This is a genomic window from Streptomyces sp. NPDC002773, from assembly GCF_040295605.1.
In the GTDB taxonomy this organism is placed as follows: domain Bacteria; phylum Actinomycetota; class Actinomycetes; order Streptomycetales; family Streptomycetaceae; genus Streptomyces.
Genome location: NZ_JBEOVO010000001.1, coordinates 235,509 through 251,110, shown reverse-complemented (window position 1 = coordinate 251,110; position 15,602 = coordinate 235,509). Strand labels below are relative to the sequence as shown.

The following is a 15,602-nucleotide window of genomic DNA, read 5'->3' as shown; positions in this document are numbered from 1 at the left end:
CTCGATGCGGATGCCGGACTGGCTTGGCGGTAATTAACTTACCACTAAGCTACTCACTTGCAAGTGGCTTAGTCAGAAGTGGCTTAGTTGCCATCGAGGAGGAGGGAAGGGAACACTGGAACCATGGACACGCAGAGCCCCGCCCATGACGCCGTCGACGCGATCACCGACCAGTGGGCGGCCGTCCGCCCCGACCTGGACACCGTCCCCATGGCGGTCTTCGGGCGGATCTACCGGCTGGCCAACGCCATGCGGGGCAGGGTGGACAAGGCGTACGCGCCCTACGGCATGGCGCTCGGGGAGTTCGACGTGCTCGCGACGCTGCGCCGCTCCGGGGAGCCGTACACGCTCTCACCGCGCGAGCTGACCGCCACGCTGATGATCACCACCGGTGGGATGACGGGCCGGCTGGACAAGCTGGAGAAGGCCGGGCTGCTCACCCGCAGCCCCGACCCGAACGACCGGCGCGCGCTGCGGGTCACCCTCAGCGAGCGCGGCAAGGAGCTGGTGGACCAGGCCGTCGGGGCAGGGCTCGCGGAACAGCGGGCGGCACTGGAGGGCGCACTCAGCGAGGAGGAGGCGGAGCAGCTCGCGGCGCTGCTGCGGAAGCTGCTCGGCACCACGGCGTGAAGGACGCGCACGCACGCGAGGGCGCCGCACCGTACGTCGTACCGTGCGGCGCCCTCGGCGGAGCGTACGAGGAGGCGGTCAGGCCTTCTTGGACTTGTCGAGCACCATCACCAGGCCGGCGATCACCAGGAACAGCACCAGCGGGGCGACTACGAACAGACCGAGGGTCTCGATGACCTCCAGCTTGGGGGCCGGGTCGTCGCCGTCGTCGCGGGTGAGCGCGAGCGCGGGGGACGACATGAGCAGCATCATCAGCGTCGTACCGGCCGCGAGCGAGCCGGCGCGCAGAGCGTTCTTCTTGTCCACGGTGCAAACGTAGCGAACACCTAAACGGGCCGCGCGCCCGGGGGTGCCGTACGGGCGCCCGCGGCCGTACGCGCGTGCAGTTCGCGCAGCAGGGCGTGCGCCCGGGGGGAGGCGGCCAGCTGCTCCAGGGTGAGCGGCTGGCCGTCAGGACCCGCGAGCGGCAGCCGCCAGTTGGGGTACTCGTCCCAGGTGCCCGGCAGGTTCTGCGGTCTGCGGTCCCCCACCGCGTCCGGCAGCCACACCCCCACCATGCGGGCGGGGGTGCCGAGCAGGAACCGGTGGACGGCCCTGATCTCGGATTCCTCGTCCCCGGGGCCCTCCGGGAGCAGCCCGAGGCGCTGGAACAGGCCCAGCCACTCGGCGGTGTCGGCCCGGTCCACCGCCCGCTCGCGCTCCAGGTCGCCGGCGAGCAGGCCGAGCCGGTGCCGCAGCGTGACGTGGTCGCCGGAGAGCCGGGCGGCCGTCGGCGGCAGGTCGTGGGTGGTGGCCGTGGCCACGCACTCGGCGCGCCACTCGTCCGGGGCCAGCGGGCGGCCGGTGCCCGCCCAGTCCCGCTCGAACCAGAGCACGGAGGTGCCGAACACCCCGCTGCGGGCCAGCTCCTCCCGTACGCCGGGTTCGACCGTGCCGAGGTCCTCGCCGATCACGAGGGCCCCCGCGCGGTGGGCTTCGAGGACGAGGACGGCGAGCATCGCCTCGGCGTCGTACCGGACATATGTGCCCTGGGTGGGCTCGTGGCCCTCCGGCACCCACCAGAGCCGGAACAGGCCCATCACATGGTCGATGCGCAGCGCGCCCGCGTGGCGCAGGAGTTCCTGGAGGAGCCCCCGGTACGGGGCGTAGCCGGAGGCGGCGAGGGCGTCGGGGCGCCACGGGGGCAGGCCCCAGTCCTGGCCGCGGGAGTTGAAGGCGTCGGGCGGCGCGCCGACCGACATGCCGGCCGCGAAGGCCTCCTGCTGGGCCCAGGCGTCCGAGCCCTCGGGGTGGACGCCGACGGCCAGGTCGTGGACGATCCCGACCTCCATCCCGGCCTCGCGGGCGGCTTCGGCGGCGGCGGCCAGCTGCCGGTCCGTCAGCCAGGCGAGCCGGCAGTGGAAGTCGACCCGGGTGGCGAGGGCGGGGTCGCCGCACACGGCGGCCTCGGCCGTGCGCGGCTCGCGCAGCTCCTCGGGCCAGTCCCGCCAGTGGTGGCCGTGCCGCTCGGCGAGGGCCTGGTAGGTGGCGTGGTCCTCCAGGGCGCGGCCCCGCGCGGCGAGGAAGTCGTGGAAGTCGGCGCGCCGGCCGGGGCCGAGCTCCACGCTCTCGACGACGAGCTCGAGGGCCCGCCGCTTGAGCTCCCACACCGCGTCCCGGTCGATCGCCGCGCCCTTGCCGAGGACCCGCTCGCGCAGCTCGGCCGCCTCGGCGAGGATCCGGTCCAGTTCCTCGCGGTGCTCGGGGCTGACCAGGGCGTACTCGGGGATCTCCTCGATCCGCAGATGGACGGGGTCGGGGAAGCGGCGTGAGGAGGGGCGGTACGGGGACGGGTCGCTCGGCGCGCCCGGCACGCCCGCGTGGAGCGGGTTGACCTGGACGAAACCGGCGCCGTGGACGCGGCCCGCCCAGGTGGCGAGTTCCCGCAGGTCGCCGAGGTCGCCCATGCCCCAGGAGCGGTGGGAGAGCAGCGAGTAGAGCTGGACGAGGAGCCCGTACGCGCGGTGCTCGGGGCCGGGCACGCGCGCGGGGCTCACGATCAGGGTGCTGGTGGCGGCGCGCCCGTCGGGGGCGTGCGCCTCGACCCTGTGGACGCCGAGGGGCAGCCGCGCCCAGTCCTCACCGGTGACGACGGCGCCGTCCTCGGTGGTGACCCGGAGCCGGGTGCCGGGCGGCAGGTCGCGGGGCGGCAGGTGGCCGGGCGGGTGCGCGGGCGTCTCTCCGAGCGGCAGGTGGCCGGGCGGGTGCCCGGGCGTCTCTCCGAGCGGGTGCGCGGGTGCCTCGCCGGACTCGCCGCGCCGCAGGACGAGCGTCGGGGGCAGCAGGCGCTCCCGGTCGGCCCGGTCCGCCGCGTCGAGAGCGGCGGTGACCGCTTCCGGCGTGGCCGCGTCGACGCCGAGGGCGCCGAGGACGGCCACGACGGTCGCCTCCGGCACGGGCACGGTGACACCTTCGGAGGGGCTGTACGCGGTGGCTACGCCGTGACGGGCGGCGAGACGGGCCAGGGTCACTTCACACTCCGGGGGACTCCGTGCCGCCCGCGCTGCCGGGGGCGGTGGGTTCGCTGGTGAGGGGGGCCGCCTCGGTCAGGGGCGGTTCGCTGGTGAGGGGTGCCGCGTCGGGCAGGGGCGGTTCGCTGGTCAGCGGTTCGCCGGTACGGGCCGGCTGCTCCGGCATCCGTATCCGTCCGAAGTGGTGGGGGGTGGTCATCACGGGGGTCTCCCGGGTTTCGTCTCGACAGGTGGGACCAGGGGTAACGACTGAGGCCTACCCACCGCACCTCGTTTTACCGGCGGAAAGTGAGGGAGTGACGTCACCTCGCCGACGGCTCGCCGGGCAAAGGCGACACATCGGCCACGCACATTGACACCTCAGTGCGACGGGTGGTGGGCTCGTGACCCACTCGTGACCAACCGGCGGAGCGGCCGGCCCCGCCGAAGGGAGACCCCGTGCACCTCGGGCGCAGGAAGCGCACCGCGACGGCCGTGGCCGCCGCCGTCATCGGCGGCCTCCTCGGCGGCGTGGCCCCGGGCCCGGCCCAGGCGGCCCCGAGGGGGCCGCTGGCGCCGGCCGTGCCGCTCGCTCCGGTGGACCCGTCGGCCGCCTCGCCCGACCGCGCGCCCGCCGCCCTCCCCGCCGTCTGGCCCCGGCCGCAGTCCCTGGCCGCCGCCGGGCCCGCCGTACGTCTCGGGGACGAGGTGACGCTGGTCGCGGACGACGACGCCGATCCGTACGCCCTCGCCGCGCTGCGCGAGCTGCTGCGGGCCGCCGGGGTACGGACCGTCCACACCGGGCTCCCGGGCCGCGGGCCCGTCCTCCGGGCCTCGGGGCCCTCGGGCGAGGCCGCGGGGGAGGCGCTGGCCGCCCTGCGCGTGCCCGACCGGATCGATCTGCCGCACGGCGGCTACCGGCTCGCCACGGGCCGCCTCCAGGGCCGGGACACCGTCGTCCTCGACGGCGTGGGCGAGGACGGTCTGTTCCACGCCGTGCAGACGCTGCGTCAGCTCGTCGGGACCGGCCGGGAGGTCCCCGGGGTCGTCGTGCGCGACTGGCCGGGCACCGCCGAGCGCGGGATCACCGAGGGCTTCTACGGCCGCCCCTGGACCGCGGAGCAGCGGCTCGCCCAGATCGACTTCCTCGGCCGGACCAAGCAGAACCGTTACCTGTACGCGCCCGGCGACGACCCGTACCGCGGGGTGCAGTGGCGCGAGCCCTACCCGGCCGCCCAGCAGGCCGAGTTCCGCGCGCTCGCCGAGCGGGCCCGCGCGAACCGCGTGACGCTCGGCTGGGCGGTGGCGCCCGCCCAGTCCATGTGCCTGTCGTCGGCCGCCGACATGAAGGCGCTGACCGGGAAGCTCGACGCCATGTGGGAACTCGGGGTGCGCGCCTTCCAGCTCCAGTTCCAGGACGCCTCGTACGACGAGTGGCACTGCGACCGGGACGCCGACACCTTCGGCCGCGGCCCCGAGTCCGCTGCCGCCGCCCACGCGCGCGTGGCGAACACGGTCGCCCGCCACCTCGCCGAACGGCACCCGGACACCGAGCCGCTGACCGTGATGCCGACGGAGTACTACCAGGACGGCGCGACCGCGTACCGCACCAAGCTCGCCGAGACCCTCGACGCGGACGTACGGGTGGCGTGGACGGGCGTCGGGGTCGTGCCGCGCACCATCACCGGCGGCGAACTGGCCGGGGCCCGCGGCGCCCTGCGCCACCCGCTGGTCACCATGGACAACTACCCGGTCAACGACTACGCGCAGGACCGGCTGTTCCTCGGCCCCGCCACCGGCCGGGAGCCGGGCGTGGCCGCCGGCTCCGCCGCCTTCCTCGCCCTCGCCATGGAGCAGCCCGCGGCCTCCCGCATCCCGCTCTTCACCGCCGCCGACTACGCCTGGAACCCGCGCGGCTACCGGCCCCAGGAGTCCTGGCGGGCGGCCGTCGACGACCTGGCGGGCCCGGAGCCGGCCGCCCGCGAGGCGCTGCGGGCACTCGCCGGGAACGACGCCTCCTCGGTCCTCGACCCGGCGGGCGAGTCGGCCTACCTGAAGCCGCTCCTGGCGGCGTTCTGGTCCTCCCGGACGGGCGGCGACGACACGGGCCGGGAGAAGGCGGCGCGCGAGCTGCGGGCCGCGTTCACCGTGATGCGCGAGGCCCCCGGGCGGCTCGCCGGCACCGCCGACGGCACCCTCGACGACGAGACCGGCCCCTGGCTGGACCAGCTCTCCCGGTACGGCCTGGCGGGCGAGACGGCCGTCGACATGCTCCTCGCCCAGACGGCCGGTGACGGGGCGGCGGCCTGGCGGGCGCAGCTGCGCCTCGAAGGGTTGCGCAAGGAGCTGAAGGCGAGCCGGGTGACGGTCGGCGCCGGGGTGCTCGACCCGTTCCTCACGCGCGCGGTGGACCGGGCCGCGGCCTGGACCGGAGCCGACCGCACCCCCGCTGCCACCGCCGACCGCGACACCGGCTCGTACACCGTGCGGCTGGACCGGGCGCGGCCCGTGGAGACCCTGACGGTGATGACCGAGCCGGACGCGGCGGGCGCGGGCGCCGGGAGCACGCACGCGCGTGTGGAGGCGTACGTCCCGGGCGCGGGCTGGCGGTCGCTCGGCCCGCTGTCGGCGTCCGGCTGGACGCAAACCGGGCTCAAGGGGCTCAAGGCCGAGGCGCTGCGGGTGGTGTGGAGCGGTGAGGGCCCGGCTCCCGAGGTGCGCTCCCTGGTGCCGTGGTTCGCGGACGGTCCGCGGGCGGGCCTCGACCTGGCCCGTACGGAGACGGACGCGGAGATCGGCGGCCCGGCCCAGCGGGTGGACGCGGAGCTTTCGGGTCTGCGCGCCGGCGAGGTGCGCGGGCCGCTGGTGGCGAAGGCCCCGAAGGGGATCACGGTCCGGCTGCCGAAGGAGGCGGCGGTGGCGCGCGGCGCGCGGACGACCGTCCCCCTCGAGGTGTCGGTGGCGCCGGGCACCCCCGCGGGCGCGTACCGGGTGCCGGTGTCCTTCGCGGGCGAGGAGCGGGTCCTGACGGTACGGGCCTTTCCCCGTACGGCGGGCCCGGACCTGGCGCGGACGGCGGTGGTCTCCTCCTCGGGCGACGAGACGGCGGACTTCCCCGCGTCCGCGGCGGCGGACGGCGATCCGGCCACCCGCTGGTCCTCCCCGGCGGAGGACGGCGCCTGGTGGCAGCTGGAGCTGCCGGAGCCGGCCCGGATAGGGCAGGTGGTGCTGCACTGGCAGGACGCGTACGCCTCGCGCTACCGGGTCCAGGTCTCGGCCGACGGGCGCGTCTGGCGGACGGCGGCGACGGTCGCGGAGGGCCGGGGCGGCCGGGAGTCGGTCCGGATGGACGCGGCGGACACGCGGTTCCTGCGGGTGCAGGGGGAGACGCGGGCGACCGAGTACGGCTACTCGCTGTGGTCGGTGGAGACCTACGCGGTGGCGCGGGAACCGGCGAAGCCGTCGCCGCCGCGGGAGAAGAAGCAGCCGGGCACGCCGGAGAAGCAGCCGGACGCTCCGGCGGGGACACCGGAGGAGCAGCCGGGCACGCCCGAGGAGCGGCCCGCCCCCTGAGGGGTGCGCCGCTCCGAGCCGCGCGGCCCCCGCGTACGGAAGGGTCCCGGTCCGCACCCGGCCGGACCCGGCCCCCGTACGCGAAAGGCCCGGCTCAACCCGTCGTCAGCGCCCTCACGGGGGCGTCGGCGACGGAGTCGATCCGGGCCATCACGTCCTCGGCGCCGTACGGCGTGAGGTACGGCAGCCAGCGGGGGTCCCGGTGTCCGGTCCCGATGATCCGCCAGGCCAGGCCGGTCGGCGGGGCCGGTTGGTGGCGCAGCCTCCAGCCGATCTCGCGCAGGTGCCGGTCGGCCTTGACGTGGTTGCAGCGGCGGCATGCCGCCACCACGTTGTCCCAGGCGTGCGTGCCCCCGCGGCTGCGCGGGATGACGTGGTCGACGCTGGTCGCGACGGCCCCGCAGTACATGCAGCGCCCGCCGTCACGGGCGAAGAGGGCTCTGCGGGTCAAGGGAACGGGCCCCCGGTAGGGGACCCGCACGAAGCGTTTCAGTCGCACCACGCTGGGCGCGGGGACGACTTGGGTCTCGCTGTGCAGGAAGGCGCCGGATTCCTCGAGGCAGAGAGCCTTGTTCTCCAGTACGAGGACGAGTGCGCGGCGGAGCGGTACGACGCCGAGCGGCTCGTACGACGCGTTGAGGACCAGGACATGCGGCACGGATGCCTCCTATGACGCCGGCGGCGCGTGGCTCGCGCCGGGACGAACTGCTCTCAGTCTCTCCTCATGCCTGGTCGGAACGCCACCACGTATCAGGACCGGGGTGACGGGCCGGGGGGTGTTCTCGACCACATCGGCATGTCTTTCCTCTCCTCTCTGCCCGGGTGAGGTCCGTCTCTCCCTCGAACAGGACGACGGGTCCGTGCCTGGCGCCCCGTTACTGTGGATGACTTGCGTACGCGATGCCTGGAGGTCTTCCGTGTCCTGGTCCGCCCTGGCGGCTGCCACCGAGCCCGAACCCCTTCCGACGACCCTGGACGAGGCGGCGGAGAAGGCGACGAGCGCGGCGAGCTGGGTGGAGCAGAACTGGTCCACCTGGCTGAACACCGGGTTGCGGATCCTGCTGATCCTGGTCGTCGCGCTGCTGCTCCGGATGGCCGTCCGGCGCGCCCTGACGAAGCTGATCGAGCGGATGAACCGTTCGGCGCAGGCCGTGGAGGGCACGGCCCTCGGCGGTCTCCTCGTCAACACCGAGCGGCGGCGGCAGCGCTCGGAGGCGATCGGCTCGGTGCTGCGTTCGGTGGCGTCGTTCCTGATCCTGGGCACGGCCGGACTGATGATCCTCGGCGCGTTCAAGATCGATCTCGCGCCGCTGCTCGCCTCGGCCGGTGTGGCCGGTGTCGCGATCGGTTTCGGCGCGCGGAACCTCGTGACGGACTTCCTGTCGGGTGTCTTCATGATCCTGGAGGACCAGTACGGCGTCGGTGACTCCGTCGACGCGGGCGTGGCCTCCGGCGAGGTCGTCGAGGTGGGTCTGCGGGTGACCAAGCTGCGCGGTGTGGACGGCGAGATCTGGTACGTGCGCAACGGCGAGATCAAGCGGATAGGGAACCTGAGCCAGGGCTGGGCGACGGCGGGTGTCGACGTGACGGTCCGGCCGACGGAGGACCTGGACGAGGTGCGCTCCGTGATCATGGAGGCTGCGGAGGCCCTGGCGAAGGAAGAGCCGTGGAACGAGCGCCTGTGGGGTCCGGTGGAGGTGCTCGGTCTGAACGAGGTGCTCCTGGACTCGATGACCGTGCGGGTCTCGGCGAAGACGATGCCGGGCCAGGCGCTGGGTGTGGAGCGCGAGCTGCGCTGGCGGATCAAGAAGGGCCTGGACGAGGCCGGCATCCGGATCGTGGGCGGGCTTCCGGCGCAGGCCGAGGAGGCGGCGGCCGATCCGACCGCGGGCATGGCGGCGCCGTCGGCGTTCTCCTCGGCGACCTCGCCGCAGTCGGCGGCGGCGACCCCGCTGCCGAGGACTGACCTCAACAAGTAGGAAGCCGGTCTCCTCCGGCCCGGCGTACGGGCTGACGGACGCCCCCGTGGGTCACACTTCTGTTGCCTTCGGGGGCGTCTCGCGTTCCCGGGTATTGACGCCCCGGCGACGGTCGTCTTACCTTCCTCCCATCAAATAGGAAACTTTCCTAACAGTGTGGCAGGAAGGCAGGTGCGACCGACATGGCCGGAACGACCCCGGGAACCCCCGGTACACCCCGTGTACTGCGCGCCATGAACGACCGCGCCGCCCTGGACCTGCTCCTGGAGCACGGCCCGCTCTCCCGCACCCGGATCGGCAAGCTCACCGGCCTGTCCAAGCCGACCGCCTCCCAGCTGCTCGCCCGCCTCGAAGCGGCCGGGCTCGTCGTCGCCACCGGCACCACCGAAGGCCGGCCGGGGCCCAACGCCCAGCTCTACACGGTGAACGCGCGGGCCGCGTACGCCGCGGGACTCGACGTCAACCAGTTCCGCATCCACGCCGCCGTCGCCGACATCACGGGCGAGATCGTCGGCGAGTACGAGCTCCGCACCCCCGGCCGCGGCGCCTCCGGCGTCGTCCGCCAGGTCACCGAGGCCCTCGACGGGGCCGTCAAGGCTGCCGGGATCACCCGCGCGGACGTCCGGCGCCTGGTCATCGGCACCCCCGGCGCCTTCGACCCGGCCACCGGGCGTCTGCGGTACGCCTCCCACCTGCCCGGCTGGCACTCCTCCACGCTCCTGGAGGAGCTGGCCGCCGTGCTGCCCATGCCGTTCGAGTACGAGAACGACGTCAACCTCGTCGCCGTCGCCGAACAGCGCGTGGGCGCCGCCCGCGGCCACGACGACTTCGCCCTGCTGTGGAACGAGGAGGGCCTCGGCGCCGCCCTCGTCCTCGGCGGACGGCTCCACCGCGGCTTCACCGGCGGCGCCGGAGAGGTCGGCTTCCTGCCCGTACCCGGCACCCCGCTCGTACGGCAGGTCACCAAGGCCAACTCCGGCGGCTACCAGGAACTCGCCGGCGTCCAGGCCGTACCCCGGATCGCCCGCGCCCTCGGGATCGAGACGCCCGAGCAGCCGTACGTCCCGGTCGCGTCCTCCCTGCTCAGCCACGCCGCCGAGGCCCACGGCGAGGACGCCAGGTACGCGGAGCTGCTCGACCGGTACGCCGAGCGGGTCGCCACCGGGCTCGCCTCGATCGTCGCCGTCCTCGACCCCGAGCTGATCGTGCTCTCCGGTGACGTCTTCGTCGCCGGCGGCGAACCCCTGCGCGCCCGCGTGCAGTCCGAACTCGCCGACCTCGCCGCCTCCCGGCCCCGGCTCGTCCTCAGCGCCGTGCCCGTGCGGCCCGTCCTGCGCGGCGCCCTCGAAAGCGCCCTCGCCACCACGCGCGACGAGGTCTTCGACACGTCGCGCTGACCCACTCGCTCCGTCCTTCCGCCGTAAACCCTTCGCCACAGGGAGACACCGCCATGCCCGTACGCCCCCGCAGAGCCGCCGCCGCGCTCGCCGCCACCGCCTCGATCGCCCTCTTCGCCTCCGCCTGTACGGGCTCCGCGAACAACGCGGCCTCCGACGACCCCAAGGCCGAGACCACCCTCACCTTCTGGCACGGCTGGTCGGCGCCGTCCGAGGTCAAGGCCATCAAGGACAACGTCGCCCGGTTCGAGAAGGCCCACCCGAACATCAAGGTGAAGGTGGTCGGCGACATCAACGACGCCAAGCTCGGCCAGGCCCTGCGCGCGGGCGGTTCCAACGGGCCGGACGTGGCCGCCTCCTTCACCACGTCCAACGTCGGCAAGTTCTGCCACACCGGCGCCTTCGCCGACCTGAAGCCCTTCCTGGAGAAGGACAAGGTGGACCTGGACAAGACCTTCTCGAAAGTCCTCCAGGACTACACCCAGTTCGAGGGCAAGCGCTGCTCCCTGCCGCTGCTCTCCGACGCGTACGGCCTCTACTACAACAAGGACGCCTTCCGGAAGGCCGGTCTCGACCCGGAGGCCCCGCCGAAGACCTGGTCGGAGTTCGCGACGGTCGCGAAGAAGCTGACCAAGGAGAAGGGCGGCAGCTACGAGCAGCTCGGCTTCATGCCGAACTACCTCGGCTACGAGACCACCCCGAGCCACTACATGTCCCAGTGGGACCACACGTACTTCGACCAGAGCGGCAAGTCGCTCCTCGCCAAGGACCCCGGCTTCGCCGAGATGCTGACCTACCAGAAGTCTCTGGTCGACGGCCTGGGCGGGTTCGCGAAGCTGGACAAGTACCGCACCACCTTCGGTGACGAGTGGGGCGCCAAGCACCCCTTCCACACCGGCCAGGTCGCGATGCAGCTGGACGGCGAGTGGCGGCTCAACTTCATCAAGGACGCCGGCGTGAAGCTCGACGTCGGTGTCGCGCCGCTGCCCGTCGCCGACGACGAGGTCGCCGAGTACGGCAAGGGCTACCTCTCCGGCACGATCATCGGCATCGCGCCGCAGAGCAAGAAGCAGAACGCGGCCTGGGAACTCGTCAAGTACATGACGATGAACACCGAGGCCGTGGTGAACTTCGCCAACGACATCGGCAACGTCCCCTCCACCCTGGAGGCGCTGAAGTCGCCGAACCTGAAGTTCGACGCGCGCTTCAAGACCTTCCTGGACATCGCCCAGCACCCGCAGTCCACCACCTCCGACGGCGCGGTGAACGGCTCCACGTACCAGGACACCTTCCAGGACTTCGCCCAGAAGTACGAGAGGGGCCAGGTCCCGGACCTGAAGAAGGGTCTCGCGGACACCGCCGCCCAGATCGACCGCGACATCGCCCAGGCGAAGTAAGACCCGGGACCGGTATCTCATGTCCGACACCCTCGCCGGGCGTCAGGCGGCGCTGCGGTCGAAGCGCGTGCGCAACGCGCTTCGCACCGCGGCGTTCATGTCGCCCTGGCTGATCGGCTTCAGCGTCTTCTTCGCGTACCCGCTCGTCTCGACCGTCTACTTCTCCTTCATGAAGTACGACGGGCTCAACCCGCCGACCTGGCGGGGCCTGGAGAACTGGGACTACGTCTTCTCCGACCTGCCGAAGTTCTGGCCGGCGATGCAGAACACCCTCTGGCTCGCGGTCGTCATGGTCGCCTGCCGGGTCGCGTTCGGCCTCGGCATCGGTCTGCTCATCACCAGGATAAAGACCGGCGCCGGGGTCTTCCGGACCCTGTTCTACCTGCCGTACCTGGCCCCGCCGGTGGCCGCGACCCTCGCGTTCGTCTTCCTGCTCAACCCGGGCACGGGACCGGTCAACTCGCTCCTGGAGGCCGTCGGGATCCCCGCGCCCTCCTGGTTCAACGACACCGCCTGGGCCAAGCCGGCCCTGACCGTCCTCGCCGTGTGGGGCGTCGGGGACCTCATGGTCATCTTCATGGCCGCGCTGCTCGACGTACCGAAGGAGCAGTACGAGGCGGCGGAGCTGGACGGGGCCTCGGCCTGGCAGCGGTTCCGCTACGTCACCCTGCCGAACATCTCGCCGATCATCCTCTTCGCGGTGGTCACCGGGATCATCGGCGCGATGCAGTACTACACCCAGCCGATCGTGGCGGCGAAGGTCGCCTCGGGCGTGATGGGCGGCTCCGGCCAGACCTTCGAACCGGGCCATCCCGACGACGCGACGCTCACGCTGCCGCAGCTGGTCTACGACCTCGGCTTCGGCCGCTTCGACTACGGCGCGGCCAGCGTCGTGGCCCTCGTCCTGTTCGCCCTCTCCATGGCCTTCACCGCGCTGCTCATGCGCCGGCGGGGCGGCCTGATCGGCTCGGGTGACTGATCCATGACCTCCGCATCCACCCTCGACCGGCCCGTCCGCGCGAACGCCCCGAGCGCCGCCGAACGGACCGCCCGCCGCAAGGCGCTCCTGCACTGGATCGCCGTGCACTCCCTCGGGATAGCCGCGGCCCTGTTCTTCGTGCTGCCGTTCGTCTTCGTCTTCCTGACGTCCCTGATGAGCGACCAGCAGGCACTCACCCCCGACCTCACGCCGAACAGCTGGCACTGGGACAACTACGTCCGGGTCTTCGAGACCCCGGGCTTCCTGGACTGGTGGAAGAACTCCCTGCTGTACGCGGGACTCGGCACCGTCCTCGTCGTGGTGTCCTCGATACCCGTGGCGTACGCGCTCGCCAAGTTCCGCTTCCGCGGCCGGCACCTGTCGCTGCTGCTCGTCATCTCGATGATGATGCTGCCGCCGCAGGTCGTCATCATCCCGATGTACCTGTTCTGGGCGAAGCAGATGGACCTGTCCGGCACGCTGTGGCCGCTGATCATCCCGATGGCCTTCGGCGACGCCTTCGCCATCTTCCTGCTGCGCCAGTTCCTGCTGACCATCCCGAACGAGTACATCGAGGCGGCGAGGATCGACGGCTGCGGGGAGTTCCGCACCCTGCTCCGGGTCGTTCTCCCGATGGCGAAGCCCGGCATCGCCGCCGTCGCGCTGTTCCAGTTCTTCTACTGCTGGAACGACTACTTCGGACCGCAGATCTACACCTCGGAGAACCCGGCGGCGTACACCCTGAGTTACGGCCTGGAGTCCTTCAAGGGCGCGCACCACACCGACTGGAATCTGACCATGGCCGCGACCGTGCTGGTCATGGCCCCCGTGATCCTCGTCTTCTTCTTCGCCCAGAAGGCGTTCGTCGAGGGAGTCACACTGACCGGAGTGAAGGGCTGAGTCACACCATGAAGCTCACTGTCGTGGGGGGCGGTTCCACCTACACCCCCGAACTGATCGACGGATTCGCGCGGCTGCGCGACACCCTGCCCATCACCGAACTCGTCCTCGTCGACCCCGCCGCCGAGCGGCTGGACCTTGTCGGCGGTCTCGCCCGGCGGATCTTCGCCAAGCAGGACCACGCGGGGAGGATCACCACCACCACCGACCTCGACGCCGGGACCGAGGGCGCCGACGCCGTCCTGCTCCAGCTACGGGTCGGCGGGCAGGCCGCCCGCCAACAGGACGAGACCTGGCCGCTGGAGTGCGGCTGCGTCGGCCAGGAGACCACCGGCGCCGGCGGCCTCGCCAAGGCACTGCGCACGGTCCCCGTGGTCCTGGACATCGCCGAGCGGGTCCGGCGCGCCAACCCGGACGCCTGGATCATCGACTTCACCAACCCCGTCGGCATCGTCACGCGCGCGTTGCTCCAGGCCGGGCACAAGGCCGTCGGCCTGTGCAACGTGGCCATCGGCTTCCAGCGCAAGTTCGCGGGGCTCCTCGGCGTGGCCCCGTCCGAGATCCACCTGGACCACGTCGGGCTCAACCACCTGACCTGGGAGACGGCGGTACGGATCGGGGGCCCCGAGGGCGAGAACGCGCTGCCCCGGCTGCTCGCCGAGCACGGCGACGCGGTCGCGGACGACCTGCGCCTTCCGCGCCCGGTCCTCGACCGGCTCGGCGTCGTCCCCTCGTACTACCTGCGCTACTTCTACGCACACGACGAGGTGGTACGGGAGCTCGGCACGAAGCCCTCGCGGGCCGCCGAGGTCGCCGCGATGGAGAAGGAACTCCTGGACATGTACGGGGACCCGGCCCTGGACGAGAAGCCGGCGCTGCTCGGCAAGCGCGGCGGCGCCTTCTACTCGGAGGCGGCCGTGGACCTGGCCGCGTCCCTCCTGGGCGGCGGGGGATCGCCGTACCAGGTGGTGAACACGTACAACAACGGCACGCTGCCGTTCCTGCCGGACGACGCCGTCATCGAGACGCAGGCCGCGGTGGGCGCCCAGGGTGCCTCGCCGCTGCCGGTCGCGCCGGTGGACCCGCTGTACGCGGGACTGATCGCGAACGTCACCGCCTACGAGGACCTGGCTCTCGAGGCGGCGCTGCGCGGGGGCCGCGACCGGGTGTTCAAGACGCTGCTCGCGCACCCGCTGGTGGGTCAGTACGCGTACGCCGACGGGCTCACCGACCGGCTGATCGCGCACAACCGGGAGCACCTCGCGTGGGCCTGACCGGAGCCGTGCTCGCCATCGACGCCGGCAACAGCAAGACCGACGTCGCGGTCCTCGGCGCGGACGGCACCGTCCTCGGCGCGGCCCGCGGCGGCGGGTTCCAACCGCCCCTGGTGGGGGTGGAGGCGGCGGTCGACGTGCTGGCGGAGATCGTCGGCCGGGCGAGCGCCGAGGCCGGCGGCCCGGCCGGGTTCGCCCATGTGTCGGCCTGTCTCGCCAACGCCGACCTGCCCGTCGAGGAGACCGCGCTCCGCGCCGAACTCCTCGGCAGGGGCTGGAGCCGGTCGGTGCGGGTGCACAACGACACCTTCGCGATCCTGCGAGCGGGGCTCGACGAGCCGCGCGGGGTGGCGGTGGTGTGCGGGGCCGGGATCAACTGCGTCGGGATGACCCCGGACGGGCGGACCGCGCGCTTCCCCGCGATCGGGAAGATCTCCGGGGACTGGGGCGGCGGCAGCGGTCTCGCCGAGGAGGCGCTCTGGTTCGCGGCGCGCGCCGAGGACGGGCGCGGCGAACCGACCGAGCTGGCGCGGGCGCTGCCGGCGCACTTCGGTCTGGAGACGATGTACGCGCTGATCGAGGCGCTGCACCTGGGCCGGGTGCCGTTCGCACGGCGCCACGAGCTGACGCCCGTGCTGTTCCGGGTGAGCGCGGCCGGGGACCCGGTCGCCCTGTCGCTCGTGCACCGGCTCGCCGAGGAGGTCGTCGCCCTGTCGGCGGTCGCCCTGGGGCGGCTCGGCCTGCTCGACGAGGAGGCTCCGGTGATGCTGGGCGGCAGCGTGCTCGCGGCGCGGCACCCGCAGTTGGAGCGGCGGATCCTCGAACTCCTCGCGGAGCGGGCGCCGAAGGCCGTCGTCGACTTCGTGACGGCGCCGCCGGTCCTCGGCGCGGGGCTGCTCGCCCTGGACGAGACGGCGGCGGGCCCGGAGGCGGCGGCCCGGCTGCGGGGGCACTACGGAGCCTGAGCGGGGTGGGCGGCGGGGC

13 protein-coding genes are annotated in these 15,602 nt (G+C 73.0%); 9 read left to right on the top strand and 4 right to left on the bottom strand.

The features are described from left to right. Nucleotides 1-123: 123 nt before the first annotated feature. The gene (locus ABT034_RS01105) at nt 124-630 is read left to right on the top strand and encodes a MarR family winged helix-turn-helix transcriptional regulator (protein ID WP_351209894.1); all 507 of its coding nucleotides are present in this window, start codon (nt 124-126) and stop codon (nt 628-630) included. 78 nt (nt 631-708) lie between these two features. On the opposite strand, the gene ABT034_RS01100 is transcribed toward ABT034_RS01105, so the two are convergent. The 3 genes from ABT034_RS01100 to ABT034_RS01090 are packed head-to-tail and all read right to left on the bottom strand — an operon-like array spanning nt 709 to nt 3,339. Next, nucleotides 709-936: a hypothetical protein gene (locus tag ABT034_RS01100; RefSeq protein WP_351209892.1), complete on the bottom strand. Its 228-nt coding sequence runs from the start codon at nt 934-936 to the stop codon at nt 709-711. A gap of 20 nt (nt 937-956) precedes the next feature. Further along, entirely contained in the window at nt 957-3,140 is a 2,184-nt protein-coding gene (malQ, locus tag ABT034_RS01095; protein WP_351209890.1) for a 4-alpha-glucanotransferase, read from the bottom strand. Between the two features lies 1 nt (nt 3,141). Continuing rightward, entirely contained in the window at nt 3,142-3,339 is a 198-nt protein-coding gene (locus ABT034_RS01090; RefSeq protein ID WP_502972783.1) for a hypothetical protein, read from the bottom strand. A 239-nt stretch (nt 3,340-3,578) separates the two neighbouring features. Between ABT034_RS01090 and ABT034_RS01085 the strand changes: the two genes are divergently transcribed. Next, nucleotides 3,579-6,692 carry a glycoside hydrolase family 84 protein gene (locus ABT034_RS01085; protein ID WP_351209888.1) on the top strand — a complete coding sequence of 1,038 codons (3,114 nt, stop codon included), beginning with the start codon at nt 3,579-3,581 and terminating at the stop codon, nt 6,690-6,692. Nucleotides 6,693-6,786: 94 nt separating this feature from the next. On the opposite strand, the gene ABT034_RS01080 is transcribed toward ABT034_RS01085, so the two are convergent. Next, nucleotides 6,787-7,350, bottom strand: a complete 564-nt coding sequence (locus ABT034_RS01080) for an HNH endonuclease (RefSeq protein ID WP_351209886.1) — start codon at nt 7,348-7,350, stop codon at nt 6,787-6,789. Nucleotides 7,351-7,609: 259 nt separating this feature from the next. On the opposite strand from ABT034_RS01080, the gene ABT034_RS01075 reads away from it, so the two are divergent. From ABT034_RS01075 to ABT034_RS01045, 7 genes are all read left to right on the top strand, one after another. Next, complete coding sequence (locus ABT034_RS01075) at nt 7,610-8,671, top strand: mechanosensitive ion channel family protein (RefSeq protein ID WP_351209884.1); 1,062 nt, start codon at nt 7,610-7,612, stop codon at nt 8,669-8,671. A 182-nt stretch (nt 8,672-8,853) separates the two neighbouring features. After that, entirely contained in the window at nt 8,854-10,068 is a 1,215-nt protein-coding gene (locus tag ABT034_RS01070; protein ID WP_351209883.1) for an ROK family transcriptional regulator, read from the top strand. Nucleotides 10,069-10,121: 53 nt separating this feature from the next. Further along, nucleotides 10,122-11,465: an ABC transporter substrate-binding protein gene (locus ABT034_RS01065; protein ID WP_351209881.1), complete on the top strand. Its 1,344-nt coding sequence runs from the start codon at nt 10,122-10,124 to the stop codon at nt 11,463-11,465. A 19-nt stretch (nt 11,466-11,484) separates the two neighbouring features. Further along, nucleotides 11,485-12,444, top strand: a complete 960-nt coding sequence (locus tag ABT034_RS01060; protein ID WP_351209880.1) for a carbohydrate ABC transporter permease — start codon at nt 11,485-11,487, stop codon at nt 12,442-12,444. Nucleotides 12,445-12,447: 3 nt separating this feature from the next. Further along, nucleotides 12,448-13,344, top strand: a complete 897-nt coding sequence (locus tag ABT034_RS01055) for a carbohydrate ABC transporter permease (protein ID WP_351209879.1) — start codon at nt 12,448-12,450, stop codon at nt 13,342-13,344. Nucleotides 13,345-13,352: 8 nt separating this feature from the next. After that, on the top strand, nt 13,353-14,618 hold the full coding sequence (locus ABT034_RS01050) for a 6-phospho-beta-glucosidase (RefSeq protein ID WP_351209877.1): 1,266 nt from the start codon (nt 13,353-13,355) through the stop codon (nt 14,616-14,618). Then, a complete protein-coding gene (locus tag ABT034_RS01045; RefSeq protein ID WP_351209875.1) occupies nt 14,609-15,583 on the top strand; it encodes an N-acetylglucosamine kinase in 975 nt (324 codons plus the stop codon). The genes ABT034_RS01050 and ABT034_RS01045 overlap by 10 nt, the downstream gene beginning before the upstream one ends. The last annotated feature ends 19 nt before the right edge of the window (nt 15,584-15,602 follow it).